Annotated in this window: 21 protein-coding genes; 20 read left to right on the top strand and 1 reads right to left on the bottom strand. The window is 70.4% G+C overall.

Features of this window, described 5'->3' with window-relative positions; all coding sequences use genetic code 11:
• The first annotated feature begins 30 nt into the window (after positions 1-30).
• Positions 31-1,581 (top strand): methyltransferase regulatory domain-containing protein, encoded by a 1,551-nt coding sequence (locus tag IP92_RS27330; protein ID WP_145881337.1) that lies wholly within the window; start codon positions 31-33, stop codon positions 1,579-1,581.
• Positions 1,582-1,678: 97 nt separating this feature from the next.
• Positions 1,679-2,110, top strand: coding sequence for a hypothetical protein (locus IP92_RS27325; protein ID WP_145881335.1), 432 nt, complete (start codon positions 1,679-1,681; stop codon positions 2,108-2,110).
• A gap of 42 nt (positions 2,111-2,152) precedes the next feature.
• On the opposite strand, the gene IP92_RS27320 is transcribed toward IP92_RS27325, so the two are convergent.
• The gene (locus tag IP92_RS27320; protein WP_145881333.1) at positions 2,153-2,770 is read right to left on the bottom strand and encodes an RNA polymerase sigma factor; all 618 of its coding nucleotides are present in this window, start codon (positions 2,768-2,770) and stop codon (positions 2,153-2,155) included.
• A 256-nt stretch (positions 2,771-3,026) separates the two neighbouring features.
• Here IP92_RS27320 and IP92_RS27315 point away from each other — a divergent pair, with 256 nt between their 5' ends.
• From IP92_RS27315 to IP92_RS27230, 18 genes are all read left to right on the top strand, one after another.
• Positions 3,027-3,806 (top strand): hypothetical protein, encoded by a 780-nt coding sequence (locus IP92_RS27315; RefSeq protein WP_145881331.1) that lies wholly within the window; start codon positions 3,027-3,029, stop codon positions 3,804-3,806.
• A gap of 19 nt (positions 3,807-3,825) precedes the next feature.
• Positions 3,826-4,323, top strand: a complete 498-nt coding sequence (locus IP92_RS27310) for a hypothetical protein (protein ID WP_199271834.1) — start codon at positions 3,826-3,828, stop codon at positions 4,321-4,323.
• 22 nt (positions 4,324-4,345) lie between these two features.
• The gene (locus IP92_RS27305; protein ID WP_145881328.1) at positions 4,346-4,666 is read left to right on the top strand and encodes a hypothetical protein; all 321 of its coding nucleotides are present in this window, start codon (positions 4,346-4,348) and stop codon (positions 4,664-4,666) included.
• Positions 4,663-5,139 carry a hypothetical protein gene (locus IP92_RS27300; RefSeq protein WP_145881326.1) on the top strand — a complete coding sequence of 159 codons (477 nt, stop codon included), beginning with the start codon at positions 4,663-4,665 and terminating at the stop codon, positions 5,137-5,139. Before IP92_RS27305 ends, IP92_RS27300 begins: the two co-directional genes overlap by 4 nt.
• Entirely contained in the window at positions 5,117-5,422 is a 306-nt protein-coding gene (locus IP92_RS27295) for a hypothetical protein (RefSeq protein ID WP_145881324.1), read from the top strand. Before IP92_RS27300 ends, IP92_RS27295 begins: the two co-directional genes overlap by 23 nt.
• Before the next feature lie 9 nt (positions 5,423-5,431).
• Positions 5,432-7,522: a type III secretion system export apparatus subunit SctV gene (gene sctV / locus IP92_RS27290; RefSeq protein ID WP_145881322.1), complete on the top strand. Its 2,091-nt coding sequence runs from the start codon at positions 5,432-5,434 to the stop codon at positions 7,520-7,522.
• Positions 7,523-7,592: 70 nt separating this feature from the next.
• Complete coding sequence (locus IP92_RS27285; protein WP_145881319.1) at positions 7,593-8,525, top strand: hypothetical protein; 933 nt, start codon at positions 7,593-7,595, stop codon at positions 8,523-8,525.
• A complete protein-coding gene (locus IP92_RS30315) occupies positions 8,522-8,929 on the top strand; it encodes a hypothetical protein (protein WP_199271835.1) in 408 nt (135 codons plus the stop codon). The genes IP92_RS27285 and IP92_RS30315 overlap by 4 nt, the downstream gene beginning before the upstream one ends.
• A gap of 14 nt (positions 8,930-8,943) precedes the next feature.
• Positions 8,944-9,975 (top strand): FHA domain-containing protein, encoded by a 1,032-nt coding sequence (locus IP92_RS27275; protein ID WP_145881317.1) that lies wholly within the window; start codon positions 8,944-8,946, stop codon positions 9,973-9,975.
• Positions 9,969-11,339 carry a FliI/YscN family ATPase gene (locus IP92_RS27270; RefSeq protein WP_145881315.1) on the top strand — a complete coding sequence of 457 codons (1,371 nt, stop codon included), beginning with the start codon at positions 9,969-9,971 and terminating at the stop codon, positions 11,337-11,339. The genes IP92_RS27275 and IP92_RS27270 overlap by 7 nt, the downstream gene beginning before the upstream one ends.
• Positions 11,336-11,812 (top strand): hypothetical protein, encoded by a 477-nt coding sequence (locus IP92_RS27265; protein WP_145881313.1) that lies wholly within the window; start codon positions 11,336-11,338, stop codon positions 11,810-11,812. The genes IP92_RS27270 and IP92_RS27265 overlap by 4 nt, the downstream gene beginning before the upstream one ends.
• A gap of 3 nt (positions 11,813-11,815) precedes the next feature.
• Complete coding sequence (locus IP92_RS27260) at positions 11,816-12,433, top strand: hypothetical protein (RefSeq protein WP_145881311.1); 618 nt, start codon at positions 11,816-11,818, stop codon at positions 12,431-12,433.
• A 30-nt stretch (positions 12,434-12,463) separates the two neighbouring features.
• Positions 12,464-13,465: a FliM/FliN family flagellar motor switch protein gene (locus tag IP92_RS27255; protein ID WP_145881309.1), complete on the top strand. Its 1,002-nt coding sequence runs from the start codon at positions 12,464-12,466 to the stop codon at positions 13,463-13,465.
• Positions 13,459-14,112 (top strand): type III secretion system export apparatus subunit SctR, encoded by a 654-nt coding sequence (sctR, locus tag IP92_RS27250; protein ID WP_145881307.1) that lies wholly within the window; start codon positions 13,459-13,461, stop codon positions 14,110-14,112. The genes IP92_RS27255 and sctR overlap by 7 nt, the downstream gene beginning before the upstream one ends.
• A gap of 46 nt (positions 14,113-14,158) precedes the next feature.
• Complete coding sequence (sctS, locus tag IP92_RS27245) at positions 14,159-14,422, top strand: type III secretion system export apparatus subunit SctS (RefSeq protein WP_145881305.1); 264 nt, start codon at positions 14,159-14,161, stop codon at positions 14,420-14,422.
• Position 14,423: 1 nt separating this feature from the next.
• Complete coding sequence (locus tag IP92_RS27240) at positions 14,424-15,218, top strand: EscT/YscT/HrcT family type III secretion system export apparatus protein (RefSeq protein WP_145881303.1); 795 nt, start codon at positions 14,424-14,426, stop codon at positions 15,216-15,218.
• On the top strand, positions 15,215-16,336 hold the full coding sequence (gene sctU / locus IP92_RS27235; protein WP_145881300.1) for a type III secretion system export apparatus subunit SctU: 1,122 nt from the start codon (positions 15,215-15,217) through the stop codon (positions 16,334-16,336). The genes IP92_RS27240 and sctU overlap by 4 nt, the downstream gene beginning before the upstream one ends.
• Positions 16,333-16,704 (top strand): hypothetical protein, encoded by a 372-nt coding sequence (locus IP92_RS27230; RefSeq protein ID WP_145881299.1) that lies wholly within the window; start codon positions 16,333-16,335, stop codon positions 16,702-16,704. Before sctU ends, IP92_RS27230 begins: the two co-directional genes overlap by 4 nt.
• Positions 16,705-16,751 lie beyond the last annotated feature (47 nt).

Here is a 16,751-nt window from a genome sequence, read left to right as displayed (position 1 = left end):
AGGGCTGAACCCCAACCACAAGGAGCAGAGATGGACTGGAACGATGGCTACGTGGCCGACATCGCATACCCGATCACGTTCTTTCCCGAACAAAGCCCCACGCACCTTGCCGCCACGTGCATCCTGAACGGCGTGGAGCCGATTGCCCCCGATGCGCCGTTCACCTATTTCGAACTGGGGGCGGGCATGGGGCTCACGTCGGCCGTGCTGGCGGCCAGCCACCCGCACGGCACGTTCTATGCGAACGACTTCCAGCCCGGCCACGTGGCCGACGCGCGCGCGCTGGCGCACGAGGCGCAGCTCGACAACCTGACCCTGCTCGAATGCAGCTTCGCCGACCTGGCCGCCGGCAAGGTCGACCTGCCGCCGCTCGACTTCATCACGATGTACGGCGTGTACAGCTGGGTGACGGCGGAGAACCGCCGGCACATCGTGAACTTCATCGCCCGTTACCTGAAGCCGGGCGGCATCGTGTACGTCAACTACAACGCGATGCCCGGCTGGAGCGGCGTCGTACCGCTGCAGCGGCTGATGCTGGAACACGCGGACCGCTACCCGGGCGGGCGCGCCCGGCAGGTCGGCACGGCACGGGCGTTCGTCGACCGGCTCGCCGGCGTGGGCGCTACTTACTTCGACGGCAACGCGATGCTGCGACAGTGCCTGGACACGCTGCACGGCGACCAGACGGGGTACCTGGCGCACGAATACCTGAACCGCGGGTGGGAGCCGCTGTACCATGCCGACGTCGTGCGCGACATGGCCGACGCGAAGCTCGACTATGTGGGCGCGGCCGACCCGGCACGGGCGTGGCCCGAGCTGTTCGTCGACGAGACCCGCCAGGCATTGCTGGCGGACTGCCCGGACCCCGTGCTGCGCGAGACGGTTTGGGACTACCTGCACAACACGCCGTTCCGCGAGGACGTGCTGGTGCGCGGCGCGCGCCGCATGGCCCCCCATCGCCGGCAGTACTGGCTGGAGCGGCTGGCGGTGGCGCGCCTCGTCGCCACCGACGACGAGGTACCGCGGCCGCCCGCCGTGCCGCCGGAGCAGGCGGCGCTGCTGCGTGAGCAGTTGCTGGCGCTGCGCGACGCGCTGGGCGGCGGCGCGCCGGTGCCGCTGACCAGGCTGGCCGCGCTGCCGGCGTTCGGCGGCATGCCGCTGGCCGGCGTCGCACGCCTGGCCGCCATGCTCGCGTGCGGCCGCCAGGCCGCGTTCTGCTTCACCGGCGCGGCGGACGCCGACGATGCGCCGGCCCAACGGTTGAACGCCGTGCTGGCCGGCCGCGCCGAGCACGGCGACCAGCACCAGGTGCTGGCGTCGCCACTGCTGGGCAATGGCATGCGCGCCGGGCTCGTACAGCGGCTCGTGTATGGCGTGCTGGCCGATTCCCCGGGCCACCGCGGCGAGGACGCCGATGCGGCCACGGCGCACGTCGCGGCACTGCTGGAGCGGCACGCGCGCTCGCTGCCGCCCGGCCCGCGCACGGAAGAGCTGCGCAAGCTGCAGGCGGAGCTGCCGCAGACCGTGGCGGCGATCCTGCGGCTGCGCGTGCCGATGTGGCGCGCGCAGCGCGTGCTGTAGCCGGTCCTTGCTACAATGTGGCGCAGCGGGAGGCGGATGCTTCCCGCTGCGCCACGTCGCTTTGGCGACCCGTCGACTACTTCACGCGAAGCCGATCTTGAACTTTCCGACCGATCCCGATCCCGACGACGACAGCGCGCCGCTGGACGGTTCCGCGGCCGCCGCGGTGCGCGCGCTCGCGCGGCTGGCCGCGCTGGCCGGGCAGCCGCATGCGCAGACGCCGGTACTGGAACTGCAGGTGGGCGATATCGTCACGCGGACATGCGTGGACAGCCAGGCCGGCGCCGCCGGCGGCGCGCAGCTGACCGTGTGCGCGCAGCTGCCGCCGGGCCTCCCGGCGGACGGCACGGTGCAGGCGCCGTACGGCATCGAAGGGATGTGGCATGCGGACGAAGGGTGCCACGTGGCGCTGCGCCGCATTCCGCTGGCGGGGCTGCGCAGCGAGCGGGCGCTGATGGATGCGGTGCTGGAGACGGCCGACGCGGCCCAGGCGTGGCAGGCCGCGCTGGAAGGCAGGCGGCCCGCCTGAGGTGTCGATTGCGGGCCGGCGGTGGGCCCGGGCCCGGGATCTTCAATCGGTGCGGCCGCACTGCTGGCGCGCCGCCGCCCGCACGCGCGACACGCGCGAACGCACCGTCCCGATCGGAATGCCCATCTCGCGCGCGGCTTCCTCGTACGTCAATTCCCCCTCCAGCACGGCCTCGAACGTGTCGCGGATCTTCGGCGGCAGTTCGCCAATCAGCTTGTCCACCTTGACCGCCAGTTCGCGCCATTCGTATTGCAGCGCGGGGTCGGCATGCACGTCGACCAGCTGCTCCAGGAAGTCTTCCTCGACCGCCTCGTAACGGTCGGCGCCGTTGCGGCGCACCTGGTTGCGGGCCAGGTTCAGCGCGATGCCGAACAGCCAGGTGGACGGCTTCGACAGGCCGGAAAAGCGCGGCGCGCAGCGCACCGCCTCGACGAACGTGTTCTGCACGACGTCCTCGGCATCGTGCGGGTTGCCCAGGTAGCGCTGCACGAAGCGCAGCAGGTGGGTGCGGTGCTGCCGGTACAGCGCGACGATGTCGATGGCCGGCTGGGGCGCGGCCTGGAAGGGTACGGACTGCGAGGACACGGATTGCAGCGCGGGCACCGCGCAGGGCGGTACGGCGGCCTGGAGGTGGATCTGCTCGACGATGGTGGACTGCATGACGTTCTCCCGTTCGCTGTTGATGACAGGCGGCGATGCCGCGGTTGATGTCGGCAAGATAACAGCGACTTTTGCGCATGCGGCCGTTTCTTGAACAATGGTGAGACATTGAAAAAAGTTGAGAAATGGCGGGGCCGGCGGCGTGCCGGGGCCGGGAACCGCGGCCGCCGTAGCGCCACGCATCGCGCGCGCGACGCACAGCCGGACGACCGCCGCGGCATGGAACCGGCGCGGCGGGCGGGGCCACCCAACGGGCATGAGCACGATGAACGTCAACCACTTCCAGAACGCGCCGCTGGCGTCCGCGCGGCCGCAGGTGCAACAGGTGCCGGCCCGGCCCACGCTGGCCCAGGCCGACGTGGCGATGCTGCCGCGCGCCGCCATCGACAGCGAAGGCGGCGTGCGCGAAGGCGTGTCGGTGCCGACCAAGAGCCTGGCCCGTCGCCAGCTCGCCACGCCGCGCGCGGCACAGGGCGCGCAGCGCCAGGGCGTGCGCGGGCGGGCGGCCGGCGAAGCCAATCGCAAGCAGGCCAGGCCCCTGGAACGCAGCGACGGCGAGGACGAGGAACTGCACCTCGACTCGGTCGAGCAGACGCTCGACATGCTGCGCGACGACAGCAGCCGGCGCGGCCGCGGCGAGGTCGATGCGATCCTTTCCGAGCGCTTCACGCCGATCGAGCAGTGGCGCGTGCTGCGCGATGCGCTCGTGGCCGTCGACGACCTGAACCTGTCGAACTACAAGAAGAAGGTGCTGCGCGAGTCGATCAGCGAAATGATGGCCGACATCGTCGAGCGCGATCGCTCGGTGCGCAAGGCGCTGCAGGAGTCCGACGTGTCGGGCAGCCTGGAGGCCGCCGTGGAAGGCTCGGCGCCGAAGTCCGCGCGCGAGCTGCGCTTCCTGATCACCGAGAAGGGCAGCGTCGACAAGCCGCTCGCGCCGCTGACGACGTTGAAGGCGGTGATCCGCCACCTGGGCGCCGAGCATGCCGAGAAGGCGATCGCGATGCTCTGTTCGCAAATGCTGTCCGGCCTGTGACGACGACACGGAGGCGACGATGAAATCCGATCTGCGCAACAACCCGCAACGCAGCATGGGCCGCTACTGGCTGGCGATGTCCGATGCGGCCGCGTTCACGCTGGTGCGCTCCGCGCTGGCGATCGCCGCCAAGCTGCGCGCGGGTGTGGCCGAGCAGGTGCACGTGGTGCCGCCGCTGTCCGGGCCCGAGCTGGCGGTGGCATTGCTGACGGCGGCCGATGCCGGCTGGGGCAAGGGCAAGGCCACGCACCTGATGGCCGAGCTGGCCGACCTGAAGGGCGTCGACTGCCTGGGCCGCGCCAAGGCGTGGACCTTGCTGCGCGATGCGGTGGCCGAACTGCCCACCGGGCTGTGGGCGCTGGAAAAGCAGGCGTTGCGGCGCGAGCTGCTCGACGAGCTGGAGCGCCAGGCCAATGCGGCGAAGTCCGAGCTGCCGCCGCTGCCCAGCAAGGTGGAACTGCGCGAGCAGCAATGGCGCGAGACGGCGCTGGCGCTGCGTGCCGCCGCGCGCCAATGACACACATCCGAAGGAAGACCATATGGAAGAACTGCTTGCCCGCCTGTGCCGCGCCGCCGCGCACGAAGGCGCGTGCGCCGAGGCCCTGCTGGAGAACGGCCTGCGGCTGCTGGCCTATCCGCTGGAAGGCCGCCTGCTCGTCGTCGTCGGCTGGCCCGCCGCCAGCGGGCGCCACGTCGACGGCGAAACGCTGCTGCGCCGCCGCGGCGAGGACATCGCCCGCTACGGCGCCTGGCTGCCGGCCCAGTTCAACGACGGCGGCTGGTATCTCGTGCTGCGGGCCGCCGGCAACGAAGCGCCCGATGCGGACCAGCTGACCGCCGCCGAGGAGCTGCTGCTGTGACGGCGCCGATCCGTACCGGCGCCGGCGCCGGGGCAGCGCTGGACCCGGCCGAACTGGCCGAGCTTCACAGCCTGACGCCTCACGCGCCGGTGCTGAAGCCGCGCGAGGCGCTGCACCCGGAAGAGGAGGCGCTGTCGCTGCCGCAGCCGGAACAGCCGGACCCGAAGATCGAGCTGCTGAACCGCGCGCTGGGCGCCCATCGCACCATCGCGAACCCGCTGTGGTCGGGCGACCCGGTGCCGCGCCTGCGCGGCCTGCAGAAGGCACTGATCGCTCATGCGTTGACGTTGCAGCAGGAACGCCGCCGCACGTGCCTCGACGCGCTGACGGTCATCGAGCAGGCGATCCGGCTGCGGCTGCGCTGGCAGCAGATGCGGCGCAGCGAAGTGGACACGCCGCCCGGCGCGGCCCGCCCCGGCCACGCGCCGGTCGACGACGAGGAGAACAGCGATGCGACGCCGCACGCCGCGTGACACGTCCAGTGACGAGCTGACGATGGCCGTGGGCCTCGTCTGGGGCCATCTGCATGCGCAGCAGCCGGAGGAAGCATACCGGCTGGCGCAAGGCTGCCTGGAACTGTGGCCGGACGATGCCGACCTGGCGCTGATGGCCGCCTATGCCGCCACCGAGCTGGCCGAACCCGTCGACCTGGCGCGCCTGCACGCTGTCGCCGGCAAGTCGCCCGACGCGGCGGCTTTCGCCGCGCTGGTCGAGCGCCGCGCCATCGCCGCGGAAGCGGGCGCCGCACCCGTGTAAAGGATAGTCATGCACTCGATTTCCCTCGTGCTGATGCTGAACCGCGTGGCGGCGAAGTTCGCCAAGCGCGCCGAGCTGGCCGCCGCCGGCCTCGTCGTCGGCATCGTCTTCATGCTCGTGCTGCCGATGCCGATCTGGCTGCTCGATATGCTGATCGCGTGCAGCCTGTGTGCGTCCGGCCTGATTGTCGTCGTCGCGATGTACATGCCGGGTCCGACCGCATTCTCCACGTTCCCCGCGGTGCTGCTGCTTACCACCTTGTTCCGGCTGGCGATCTCCGTGTCGACGACGCGGCTGATCCTGCTGGAAGCGGATGCAGGCCACATCGTCGAGACGTTCGGTAACTTCGTCGTCGGCGGCAACCTCGTCGTCGGCCTCGTCATCTTCCTGATCCTGACGGTGGTGCAGTTCATCGTCATCACGAAGGGTTCCGAGCGGGTCTCCGAAGTGTCGGCGCGCTTCTCGCTGGACGCGATGCCGGGCAAGCAGATGTCGATCGACAGCGACCTGCGCGCCGGCATCCTGACGCCGGACGAAGCGAAGGAAAAGCGCGCGCTGCTGGGCCAGGAAAGCCAGCTGCACGGCGCGATGGACGGTGCGATGAAGTTCGTCAAGGGCGATGCGATCGCGGGCCTGTGCATCGTCGCGATCAACCTTGTCGGCGGCATCTCGATCGGCATCGTCCAGCGCGGCATGGACGCGGCGCAGGCGCTGCAGGTCTACTCGATCCTGTCGATCGGCGACGCGCTGATCGCGCAGATCCCCGCGCTGCTGATTTCGCTGGGCGCCGGCATGATCACCACGCGCGTGGGCGGCGACCATGGCGAGGGCGAGATCACCAATATCGGCCAGGACATCGTCTCCGAACTGTTCGCGGAACCGAAGGCGCTGTTGACGGCGGCCGGCATCATGCTGCTGTTCGGCCTCGTGCCGGGCATGCCGCTGACCGTGTTCCTGATCCTGGCGCTGCTGCTCGCGGGCGCCGGCGTCGTCGGCATGCTGAAACCGCTGGCGGACGCCGAGCTGCAGCGCGAAAGCCAGGAAAAGGAGCGTGCCAACGCGGCCATCGTCGACCTGGTGAACTTCGCGGCGACGACACCGTTCATCCTGCGCATGCCCGAAGCGCTGCGCGATACACCGGAGGCGGAAACGATCCGCACGGCGGTACGGCTGATGCGTAACGGGATGCTGCAGCGGCGCGGCATTCCCGACCTGAAGCCGATCGAGTTCGAGTTCGACCACTCGGTGCCGGAAGGACGGCTGCAGTTCCTGATGTCCGAGGTACCGCTGGTGGACGACGAGATCCGGCTCGGCTGGGGCGCCACCCGCGAACCGCTGGAGCGCCTGCAGGAGATGGGCTTCACGGCGGAGGAGCGCAATATCGCCGGCTCGCGCCGCAAGCGCGTGTGGGTCAAGCTGGACGACGAGACGGCGCTGTCGACGGCCGGCGTGGCGTTCCAGCGCTGGGAAAACGTGTGCGCGTCCGACATCGAGGTGGAGATGCTGCGCAACTGCCAGATGTTCGTCGGCGTCAACGAGGTGATCCGCTTTACCCGCTGGGCCGAGCGGCGCTATCCGGAGCTGGGCAAGGAAGTCAATAAATCCGTCACCTTGCCGCGCCTGACCGAGGTGGTGCAGCGGCTGACGCGCGAAGGCGTCTCGCTGAGGAATGCCCGGCTGCTGCTGGAGACGACGCTGGATTGGGCACCGAAGGAGCGCGATCCGGACGTGGTGGCCGACTATGTGCGGCTGGCGCTGAAGCGGCAGCTGTGCCACGAGGTGGCGCGCAACGGCTTGATCGAAGTGATCCTGCTGGCGCCGGAACTGGAAGACCAGCTGCGCAACGCGCTGCGCCAGACGAGCCAGGGCAGCTACCTGGACATCGACCCGGAAACGGAGCAGAACATCCTGGACCGCCTGTGCGAGCTGTCGCGCAACGTCAGTTCGCCGGTGGCGCCACCCGTGCTGGTGACGGCGGCGGACATCAGGCGCTCGGTGCGCAAACTGATAGAGGAAGAGTTCTTCCCCGTGCCCGTGTTCGCGTTTTCCGAACTGACGCAGCACGCGAAGATCCAGCCGGTCGGCATGATCGAACTTTGATGCGGCGAACCGCAAGGAACCGGCGCGCGGCGGGCGCCACCCATCCGTATCCACCACTGCGAGGTAGCACATGCCATTGACACTTCCCGGTATCGCGGCCGGCGCGGCAACCTTCGGGCGCCAGGTGAACCTGGGCCTGAAGACGGCCGGGCACATGCTGCGCAACAGTTCCATCCAGCCGCACCTGATGGGGATGATGCAGCGCCTGAAGCAATACGAGCCGGGCGGGCTGGCCGCGCTGCTGGCGCGCTTCAAACCGTCCGGCGCCACGGCATCCACGGCGCCGCCACTGCCGCCCCGGCCTGGCGCGGGCGCGACGCCACCGCCGTTGCCGCCGCGGCCGGGCAGTGCGGCGACGCCGCCGCCATTGCCGCCGCGGCGCCCGGCCCATCCGCTGCAAACGCGCTATCGCCAGGCCGCCGCGCTGGCCGCGCAGCAACCGCCGGAAGAGCAGGAAGACCTGTCGAAGGCGCTGGTGCTGCGCCCGCGTCAGCAGGAGGCGCAGGTGCAATCGGAGGCGCCGGTGCGGCGCCCGCCACAGGATGAGGTGGAAGACCTGTCGAAGGCGCTGGTGCGGCGCCCGCCCGGCGAGGTGGGGACCGCGCGGCCGCAGGCGCCGGCAACGGACGGCGCGGTGGACCGGCCGCCACCGCTGCCGCCGCGCCCCGCGCAGCCGGCACACGCGGAGCTGTCGCCGGTGCTGGCGATGGCGCTGGACAGTGTGCGTACCACGCTGGAGGCGCCGGGCTTGCGGCTGCCGGCCGGAATGGCCCGGCAGATCCACGGCATGGTGGCGAAAGGCCTGCACTCGTTGAACGACGCGCTGGGGCCGCACATCGCGCCGTTCGAACGGCTGTGGAACGATGCCGCGTCGCGCTACGGTGAATATCAGTGGCTGGCGGAAGCGGGCGAGCAGAACGCCATGGGCCTGGTGGGCGGACAGGCGGCCCCCGGCCAGGATCCGCACCACCGCGACCGGCTCCACCCGGGAGGCCGGCGATGAGCGCCCACGACGAAGCCCGCACCGCGGCGCTGGCCGCCGCACTGGAACGCGATCCCGTGCTGGCGAACCAGCTGGGCACCCTGCGACAGCAGGCCTGGGCCGGCCTCGACGCGCTGGTCCAGGAAGTGGCCGGCTGGCTCGCGCAACAGGGGCCGGCGCCCGCGGCGCACACGGGGCCGATCAACGTGGCGGCGCTGGGCGCGGCGGCGCGGCAACGGCAGGCGCTTGCCCGCGAGCAGCGCGAGCTGGCCGAGGCGTATGTGCTGGGCGCCCTGGTCAACTACGACAATCCGGACTGGAACCCGCTCGACCCGGCCACGAGCCGCGGCACCGGGGACAGCCTGCTTGCCACGCTGCTGACGTGGGAACCGCCGGCGCCGCCCGCCGATGACACCGACACGTAGACGAGGAGCATTGCATGAACGATCGCATCCCCTTTGAATTGCGGGTGCTGAGCGGCCTGCACCGGGGCGCCAGCCTGCCCGTCGACGAACAACCGCAACTGATCGGTGCCAGCGACGACGCCGACGTGGTGCTGGTCGATCCCGGTATCGCCCAGCGGCACGCGATGCTCCGCCTGGAATCCGGCGGCTGGTCGCTGCTGGCGATGGATGGCGCCGTGAAGGGCGCGCGGCACGACGCCGCGGAAGACCAGCACGTGCTGCCGCCCGGCGCGGCGGCGCGCGTGGGCAACGTGTGGGTAACGGTGAGCGAGGGCGACGCGCCTTGGCAGGACCCGCCGCCCGATCCGCCGGCCGGCAGTGCGCCGGATGAGCCGCAGGAGCAGCAGGATCAGGAAGAGACGGAGGAGGAAGCGGCGCAGCAGGAGGAGGGCCCGGCCGTCGATGACGATGCGCTGGTCGACACTCCGGCCGAGGCGGCGCCCGAACCCGAGCCGGCGCCGATGGCGGCAGCGAAGCCGCGCCGCCGCACCCGCATGGTGCTGCTGCCGGCCGCGCTGGGCGTGATGCTGCTGGCGGTCGGCACGTATGCGTATTCGTCGCGCACCGCGCCGCCGGCGCCGGCGCAGGTCGCGGTGGTGAAACCCGTGCCACCAAAGCCGCCGACGCCGGAAGCGCTGCGCCAGGCATTTCGCCAGCGCCTGGCAGAAGTGGACCTGCTGCGCCGCTTCGACCTGCAGCTGGACGACCGCGCGTGGACGTTGCGCGCCGCGCTGGACGACGAGGAAACGGCGCGCTTCAAGCGCATCCTGGCCGCCTTCGTCGCCACGCACAAGATCGAGTTCCCGATCGACGTGCGGATCGGCGGGCCGGATGCGATGCTGCCGTTCCGTGTCACGCAGGTGATCACGGGCGCGAACGCCAGTATCGTCACGGACGACGGCCAGCGGCTGTATCCGGGCGACGACTATCGCGGCGTGAAGCTGGTGGCGATTGACGGCAACCGGCTGCGCTTCAACGGCGAGCGCGCGATCGAGGTGAAGTGGTGAACGCACCGGCCGAGCTGGATGCGGTGCTGCACCGCCTGCGCGCCACCGTGCCGGCATGGACGGCCGCGCTGCCCGCGCAGCCGGGCTTCTCGGCACGCGGCAAGGTGTCGCAAGTGCTCGGCACGCTGATCGAGGCGCACATGCCGCCGGTGCGCATCGGCGAGTTGTGCCACCTGTTCCATCCGGGCCGGACGGGTGAACCAATGCTGGCCGAGGTGGTGGGCTTCACGGAGCGTTGCGCGATCCTGTCGGCGTTGAGCCCTCTGGAAGGGGTGTCGACGGCGACGATCATCGAGCCGCTGCGCCGTTCGCACGTGATCGAGGCGGGCGACCACCTGTTCGGCAGCGTGCTCGATGGCTTCGGCCGCGTGATGTTCCGCGCCCCGGTCGCGGCGGACAATGTGCCCACGTGGCGCACGACGGTGCCGGTGATCCGCGATGCGCCGAAGGCCAGCGACCGTCCCCGCATCGCGACGCCGCTGGCGACGGGCGTACGTGCCATCGACGGCCTGCTGACGATGGGCCTGGGCCAGCGCATCGGCGTGTTTGCGGGCCCCGGCTGCGGCAAGACGACGTTGATGGCCGCCATTGCGCGCGGCTGCGAAGCGGAAGCGGTGATCTTCGGCCTGATCGGCGAACGGGGCCGCGAGCTGAACGAATTCCTCGAGCACGAGCTGGATGCGGAGCTGGTGAAGAAGACGATCATCGTCTGCGCCACGTCGGACCGCACGTCGATGGAGCGCTCGCGCGCCGCGTTCACGGCGACCGCGATCGCCGAGGCGTTCCGCGCCCGCGGCAAGAAGGTGCTGCTGCTGATCGATTCGCTGACGCGCTTTGCCCGCGCCCAGCGCGAGATCGGCCTGGCCGCCGGCGAGCCGCCGGCGCGGGGCGGCTTCACGCCGTCCGTCTACACGATGCTGCCGCGGCTGATCGAGCGGGCTGGCAGCACGCCGGAAGGCTCCGTCACGGCGATGTACACGGTGCTCGTCGATGGCGAGTCGGCATCCGACCCGATCGGCGACGAAGCGAAATCGCTGCTGGACGGGCACATCCTGCTGACCCGCAAACTGGCCGAGCAGGGGCATTATCCGGCCATCGACGTGCTGGCCAGCATCAGCCGCGTGATGAGCAATGTGACGACGCGCGAGCACCGCAAGGCCGCGTTCAGCTTCCGCGAGCTGCTGGCCCGCTATCAGGAGATGGAACTGCTGATTCGCCTGGGCGAGTACAAGGCCGGCAGCGATCCCGTGGCCGACCGCGCCGTGCAGCTACGCCCGCAGCAGCTGGCGTTCCTGCGCCAGGACACCAGCGGCAGCGCGCCGTTCGACGACACGATCGCCACGTTGCAGGGGATGGCCGCATGATGCCGCGGCGTGCCAAACGGGAGGTGGTCGACGTGGCCGAGCCGCGCCGGCAGGACGACAGCCTGGGCAAGCTGCTGCACGTGCGCAAGCAGCGCCTGGGCCGGCTGGAACGGGAGCGTAACGAGGCGCGCCAGCGCTGGCGCGGCCAGCGCGAGGCACTGCGTGCGAAGAAGCTGGAGCGGCGCCGGCTGCTGGCCGAGACGGCCGCGTTCTGGCAGGAGGCGCGCGCCGCGTTCTTCGCGATGACGTCGACGACGGGCCAGTTCGGCGCGGCGAAAGCCCGCTACGAAAAGATGAAGGAGGAGGCGGCCGCGGGCTACCTGCGCTGGCGCGAGGAGCTGGGCCGCTGCCACGCGGCGCAGCGCGCGTTCTTCGACGCGCTGGATGCGGTACGGGCCGCCCAGCGGCAGCAGGAAAAGCTGGGCATCCTGCGCGACGAGCTGCGCGAGCAGGCGCGCCGCGCGGAGGAGTGACGCATGCTCGGACCCATCATGCCGTCATCGCCATTGCTGGACGACCGGATCGCCGCCTTGCTCGCGCCACCGGCCAAACGGGCGCGCGTGCCGGGGTCTGCGCGCTTGCCGCTCCCCGCGGCACCACCACCACCACCGCCGCCGGCACGTCCCCCGGCGCCGCAGGCAGCGGCGCAGCAGCAGTCGCGCAAGGCCGCGCAGTCGCGCCTTGCCGACGAGGCACCGGCACGTGACGTGCGGCCGCCACCCGCGGGCTGGGACGAAGGCGGCGTGCCCGTCGTGGTGGAACGCGACGGCGGCGGGTCGCAGGACGGCGGCGGCGACGGCGAGGAGGGCGGCTGCTTCGCCCTCGATGCCGCGCCGTTACCGCTGGACGACGGCCTGACGCCCGCGGAGATCGCGGCGCTGCTGCCGGGCGCCGAAGCCTCCGGCGTATTCGAAGTGCTGCTGCCGGACGGCAGCGCGCTGGGCGTGGCCGTCGATGTGTCGGCCGATACCGTCTGCTACCTGCTGACCCCCGAATCGGACACGCTGGCGGCCCGCCTGCGCCGCCAGCAGATGGAACTGGCCGGCCAGGTCGAGCGACGTATAGGCAGGAGCGTGCGGCTGACCGTGTTGTGACGGCGCCGGCGCCAACGCCGAGGACCCCGCATGACCGATATTGTTCCGCTCGACCCGCCGGCGATGGCGCTGGCCCGCGCTGCCGTCGATCCCAACGAAGCCAGACTGACGCGCCGCATCGGCCGCGGGCTGGTGCTGCCGCTGGGAGATGGCGCCACGCTGCAGGTCGCATTCGACGCCGCCACACCAGCTACGGACGGCGAGGCGCTGCAGCTGCAAGGCCCGTACGGCACGCTGTACCTGGCCGACGGCGTGACGTTCCTGCGCACGCTGACCGGCGTCGACGTGGGCCCTGGCCTGGACGGCTGGCTGCACGCCAGCGTGCTGGGGCGGCTGCAGGGCGGGCCGTTCGCCACCACGCAGCGCGTCGCGCCCGCGACCGACGTGTCGCCCGATGGCGTCGCGTTGCGCCTGACGCTGCAGGAAGACGGTCACGCGCTCGGCACCACCGCCAGCGCCGGCGCCGCCACCTGGTGCGCACTGCTGGCGGCAGCACCGTTCCGGCCCGTGCCGGCACCGGCCGAACCGTTCCTGGCGCTCCTCGTGCGCCTGCCGGTGCCGCTGGCCAGCCACCGGCTGCAGGCCGCTGCGCTGGGAGCGCTGGCGCCAGGCGACGTGCTGCTGCCGGACCGGGCGCGTATCGGCGTGGACGGCACCGGATGGCTCGCGTGGCCAGGGCATCGTGCCCACGTGCGGCACGGCGCGGCGGGCACGTTGGAAATCTTGACTTTGCAGACAGGGGAGGCAGCAATGGAAGAGCAGGGCGAAGCGGTGGCCGGTGGTGTCGAAGCAGGTGCCGAAGCCGCCGCACTGGACGGCACCGCGCTGCGCATCGATTTCCGCCTCGGCACGCTGGCGCTGACCCTGGGCGAGCTGCGCACGCTCGGCGCCGGCACCGTGCTGGAACTGGCCGACGGCGGCGCCGGCGCGATCGCGATCGCCTGCGGCGGCAAGGTACTGGGGCAGGGCGAGGCCGTCGACGTGGGCGGGCGTCTGGGCATCCGCATCACGCGCTGGGATGCGCCATGCTGACGGGCAGCTACGACGTCGTTTCCTTCTCGGTGATGCTGGCGCTGATGGCGCTGGTACCGCTGATGGTGGTAACGACGACGTCGTTCCTGAAGATCTCGATGGTGCTGCTGGTGCTGCGCAACGCGGTCGGCGTGCAGCAGGTGCCGCCGACGCTGGCGATCTACGGCATCTCGCTGGCGCTGACGATCTTCGTGATGGCGCCGGCCGCGCAGGAAGTGGCGCGCCGTGCCACGGCACCCGTGTCGGCCACGGCGGGCACGCAGCCGCTGCTGGCGAAGGCGCAGGATGCGTTCGAGCCGATCCACGGATTCATGCAGAAGCACAGCCATCCGGACCAGCGCGAGATGTTCCTCGCCTCCGCCAAAAAACTCTGGCCGGCCGACGTGGCGCGCGAGGCGCGCAGCAGCGATGCGCTCGTGCTGATCCCCGCGTTCGTCGTCTCGGAACTGCAGGCCGGCTACGAGATCGGCTTCCTGATCTACATCCCGTTTGTCGTCATCGACCTGCTGATCTCGAACCTGCTGATGGCGCTCGGCATGCAGCAGGTCAGCCCGCAAACCATCACGATTCCCCTGAAGCTGCTGCTGTTCACGCTGGTCGGCGGCTGGGGCAAATTGCTCAACGCGCTCGCGCTGTCTTATGCGTGACCTTTATGCGTGACCTGTATGCGTGAACTCCAACCAGGAAGCTCCCATGGCTGAAACGCTTGCCTACTTCCAGCAGGGCCTGTGGATGGCCGTGCTGCTGTCCGCCCCGCCGCTGATCATCGCCACGCTGTGCGGCGTGACGGTCTCGCTGATCCAGGCCGTCACGCAGATCCAGGACCAGACCCTGCCTTACGTCGTCAAGCTGGTCGCCGTGGCCGTCACGCTGACGGGCATGGCGCGCTGGATCGGCGTCGAGCTGCTGCAGTTGGCCGAGCTGGCGTTCACGCTGGTGCAGGCGGTCGGCCGCTGACATGCACGGCTCGCTGCTGCTGGACCTGCAGAACGCGCTGATCGCGCTGGCGCTGGTGACGCCGCGCGTGCTCGTCTGCCTCGTCATCCTGCCCGGCTTCGGCCTGAACACGCTGACGGGGATGGCGAAGAACAGCGCGGCCATGGCCGTGGCGTTGCCGGCCGCGTTGCCCACGTTCGCGTTCGTGCGCGACACGGCGCCGGACTTCCTGTACTGCGGCATGCTGATCTTCAAGGAAGCGGGCATCGGCCTGCTGCTGGGCGTGATCCTGGCAGTGCCGATGTGGGTCGCGCAATCGGTCGGCTCGATCCTGGACAGCCAGCGCTCGCCGATCCAGATCCAGGCCAACAACGCCAGCGTGGACCGTGACGCCAGCGCCGTCGGCGCGATGCTGCTGCAGGCCGTCGTGCTGGCGATGGTGCAGGCGGGCCTGTTCGTCGCGCTGGCGCGCATGCTGATCGAGAGCTACGGCACGTGGCCGGCCCATGCGCTGTCGCCGCCGTACGAGCCGGGCCACATCGACGTGCTGGTCAAGCGCTTCGCCGCGCTGTTCTGGCACATCATCGTGTATGGCGCGCCGGTGCTGATCCCGCTGATCCTGATCGAGTTCGCGTTTGCCGTGATCGGCGTGTTCGCATCGAACCTGCAGGTGTCGTTCGCATCGTCGCCGATCAAGAGCCTGACGGGCCTGTTGATCCTGCTGCTGTACTGGCCCACGTTTTCCCATTACGTGGCGGGCGACTTCGCCGGCCTGCTGGACGTCGTGCCGGAATTGATCGGCGGAGGCAAGCGATGAGCGACGACAAAACCGAAGAGCCCACAGACAAGAAGATCGAGGATGCCAGGAAGCGTGGCCAGGTGCCCGTCAGCCGTGACCTGGCGCGGCTCGTCACCCTGGTGGCGATCGCCGAGATCGCGTTCGCCACCGAACCGCTGTGGCGGGAATCCGTGCAGTCGTTGATGACGTTCGGCATAGCCAGTGTCGGCCAGCCGTTCCTGCCCGCGCTGGGCGAGATCACGGCATCGGCGGCGATCCTGCTGCTGATCGTGTTTGCCGTCTGCTTCGTCGTCTGCATCGTCTGCGCCGTGGCGGGGCACTGGGGCCAGTTCGGCATCCTGATCTCGCCCGAATCCGTGACGCCGAAGTTCGACAAGCTCAATCCCATGAACGGCATCAAGCAGATCTTCTCGAAGAAGAAGCTGATCGAACTGCTGATCACCGTCGGCAAGGCGGCGCTGATCGGCTGGATGGTCTATGTGCTGGCGCGCGCCGAGCTGCCCAATATCGTGCGGCTGGCCGGCGGCGAACCGAAGGACGCGTACACGGGCTTCATCCAGCTGCTGCGGGGAATCTTCCATACGGTGATCGTCATCTGCCTGATCCTTGCCGTGATCGACTTCGCCGTGCAGAAGCACTTCCACCGCAAGGAGCTGATGATGGACATGGAAGAGATCAAGCGCGAATACAAGGAATCCGAAGGCGATCCGATGATCAAGGGCCAGCGCAAGCAGCTGGCGCGGCAATGGGCCAACGAGGCGCCCGCGGCGCGCACCGAGGATGCCAACGCGGTCGTCGTCAATCCTACCCACTTCGCGGTGGCGCTGTTCTACGACCCGAACGAGGCGATGGTGCCGCTGGTGCTGGCGAAGGGCCGCGACGACACGGCGCAGGCGATGATCGCGCGCGCCCGCCAGCTGGGCATTCCCGTGATCCGGCACGTGTGGCTGGCGCGTACGCTGTATGCGACCTGCAAGCCCGATACCGAGGTGCCGCGCGCGAGCTACGAGGCGGTGGCGTACGTGTACGCGGTGGTGCACGAGATGATGGCGCTGGGCGTGCCGCCGGCGCAGCGCGAGGCGGAGCTGGAAAGCCGCGGCGAGCCGCCGCCGAGCGCGCGCGGGGAGATGGCATGAAAAAGCCCGAGCTGCCCGCCGCGCCGCCCCCGCCCACGCAAGCCACGCCCCGCGCGTTGAAGCACGTGAAACCGCCGCCACCCCCGCCGCCCGTGCCGGAAGACGACCTGCTGTGCGACCCGGAAGCGTGCGCCGCCGAACCGATCATCGGCAGCGGCGACCGCGCCCACCACCTGGCGCTGGTGGCGGGCAACGGCACCGTGCAGCTGCGCCAACCGGTGCGGCGCGGCAGTACGCTGCCGCCGCTGCGGCCAAGCTCGCGCGCCGCCTGCGAGCGCCGCTGCGGCAGCGCGGGCCAGTGCGACCCCAGCAGCCCGCACGGCTGCGGCGGCGAATTCTGCCGCGGCCTGGAAGAGCGGCTGTATTGACGGAACGTTCGTACGTGGCCGCGCCACTGATGGCCACAGCAGCAACC

Source organism: Pseudoduganella flava (assembly GCF_007830495.1).
Lineage (GTDB): Bacteria > Pseudomonadota > Gammaproteobacteria > Burkholderiales > Burkholderiaceae_D > Rugamonas > Rugamonas flava.
This window is presented reverse-complemented; position numbering and strand designations above follow the sequence as displayed.

What these genes read in the sequence shown, in the direction of transcription:
- IP92_RS30315 (WP_199271835.1), top strand. Translation starts at nt 8,522, where the DNA reads ATGAGCGCCCACGACGAAGCCCGCACCGCGGCGCTGGCCGCCGCACTG.
- IP92_RS27285 (WP_145881319.1), top strand. Translation starts at nt 7,593, where the DNA reads ATGCCATTGACACTTCCCGGTATCGCGGCCGGCGCGGCAACCTTCGGG.
- IP92_RS27315 (WP_145881331.1), top strand. Translation starts at nt 3,027, where the DNA reads ATGAGCACGATGAACGTCAACCACTTCCAGAACGCGCCGCTGGCGTCC.
- IP92_RS27275 (WP_145881317.1), top strand. Translation starts at nt 8,944, where the DNA reads ATGAACGATCGCATCCCCTTTGAATTGCGGGTGCTGAGCGGCCTGCAC.
- IP92_RS27260 (WP_145881311.1), top strand. Translation starts at nt 11,816, where the DNA reads ATGCTCGGACCCATCATGCCGTCATCGCCATTGCTGGACGACCGGATC.
- IP92_RS27265 (WP_145881313.1), top strand. Translation starts at nt 11,336, where the DNA reads ATGATGCCGCGGCGTGCCAAACGGGAGGTGGTCGACGTGGCCGAGCCG.
- sctS (WP_145881305.1), top strand. Translation starts at nt 14,159, where the DNA reads ATGGCTGAAACGCTTGCCTACTTCCAGCAGGGCCTGTGGATGGCCGTG.
- sctV (WP_145881322.1), top strand. Translation starts at nt 5,432, where the DNA reads ATGCACTCGATTTCCCTCGTGCTGATGCTGAACCGCGTGGCGGCGAAG.
- IP92_RS27240 (WP_145881303.1), top strand. Translation starts at nt 14,424, where the DNA reads ATGCACGGCTCGCTGCTGCTGGACCTGCAGAACGCGCTGATCGCGCTG.
- IP92_RS27305 (WP_145881328.1), top strand. Translation starts at nt 4,346, where the DNA reads ATGGAAGAACTGCTTGCCCGCCTGTGCCGCGCCGCCGCGCACGAAGGC.
- IP92_RS27330 (WP_145881337.1), top strand. Translation starts at nt 31, where the DNA reads ATGGACTGGAACGATGGCTACGTGGCCGACATCGCATACCCGATCACG.
- sctR (WP_145881307.1), top strand. Translation starts at nt 13,459, where the DNA reads ATGCTGACGGGCAGCTACGACGTCGTTTCCTTCTCGGTGATGCTGGCG.
- IP92_RS27310 (WP_199271834.1), top strand. Translation starts at nt 3,826, where the DNA reads ATGAAATCCGATCTGCGCAACAACCCGCAACGCAGCATGGGCCGCTAC.
- IP92_RS27295 (WP_145881324.1), top strand. Translation starts at nt 5,117, where the DNA reads ATGCGACGCCGCACGCCGCGTGACACGTCCAGTGACGAGCTGACGATG.
- IP92_RS27320 (WP_145881333.1), bottom strand. Translation starts at nt 2,770, where the DNA reads ATGCAGTCCACCATCGTCGAGCAGATCCACCTCCAGGCCGCCGTACCG.
- IP92_RS27255 (WP_145881309.1), top strand. Translation starts at nt 12,464, where the DNA reads ATGACCGATATTGTTCCGCTCGACCCGCCGGCGATGGCGCTGGCCCGC.
- sctU (WP_145881300.1), top strand. Translation starts at nt 15,215, where the DNA reads ATGAGCGACGACAAAACCGAAGAGCCCACAGACAAGAAGATCGAGGAT.
- IP92_RS27230 (WP_145881299.1), top strand. Translation starts at nt 16,333, where the DNA reads ATGAAAAAGCCCGAGCTGCCCGCCGCGCCGCCCCCGCCCACGCAAGCC.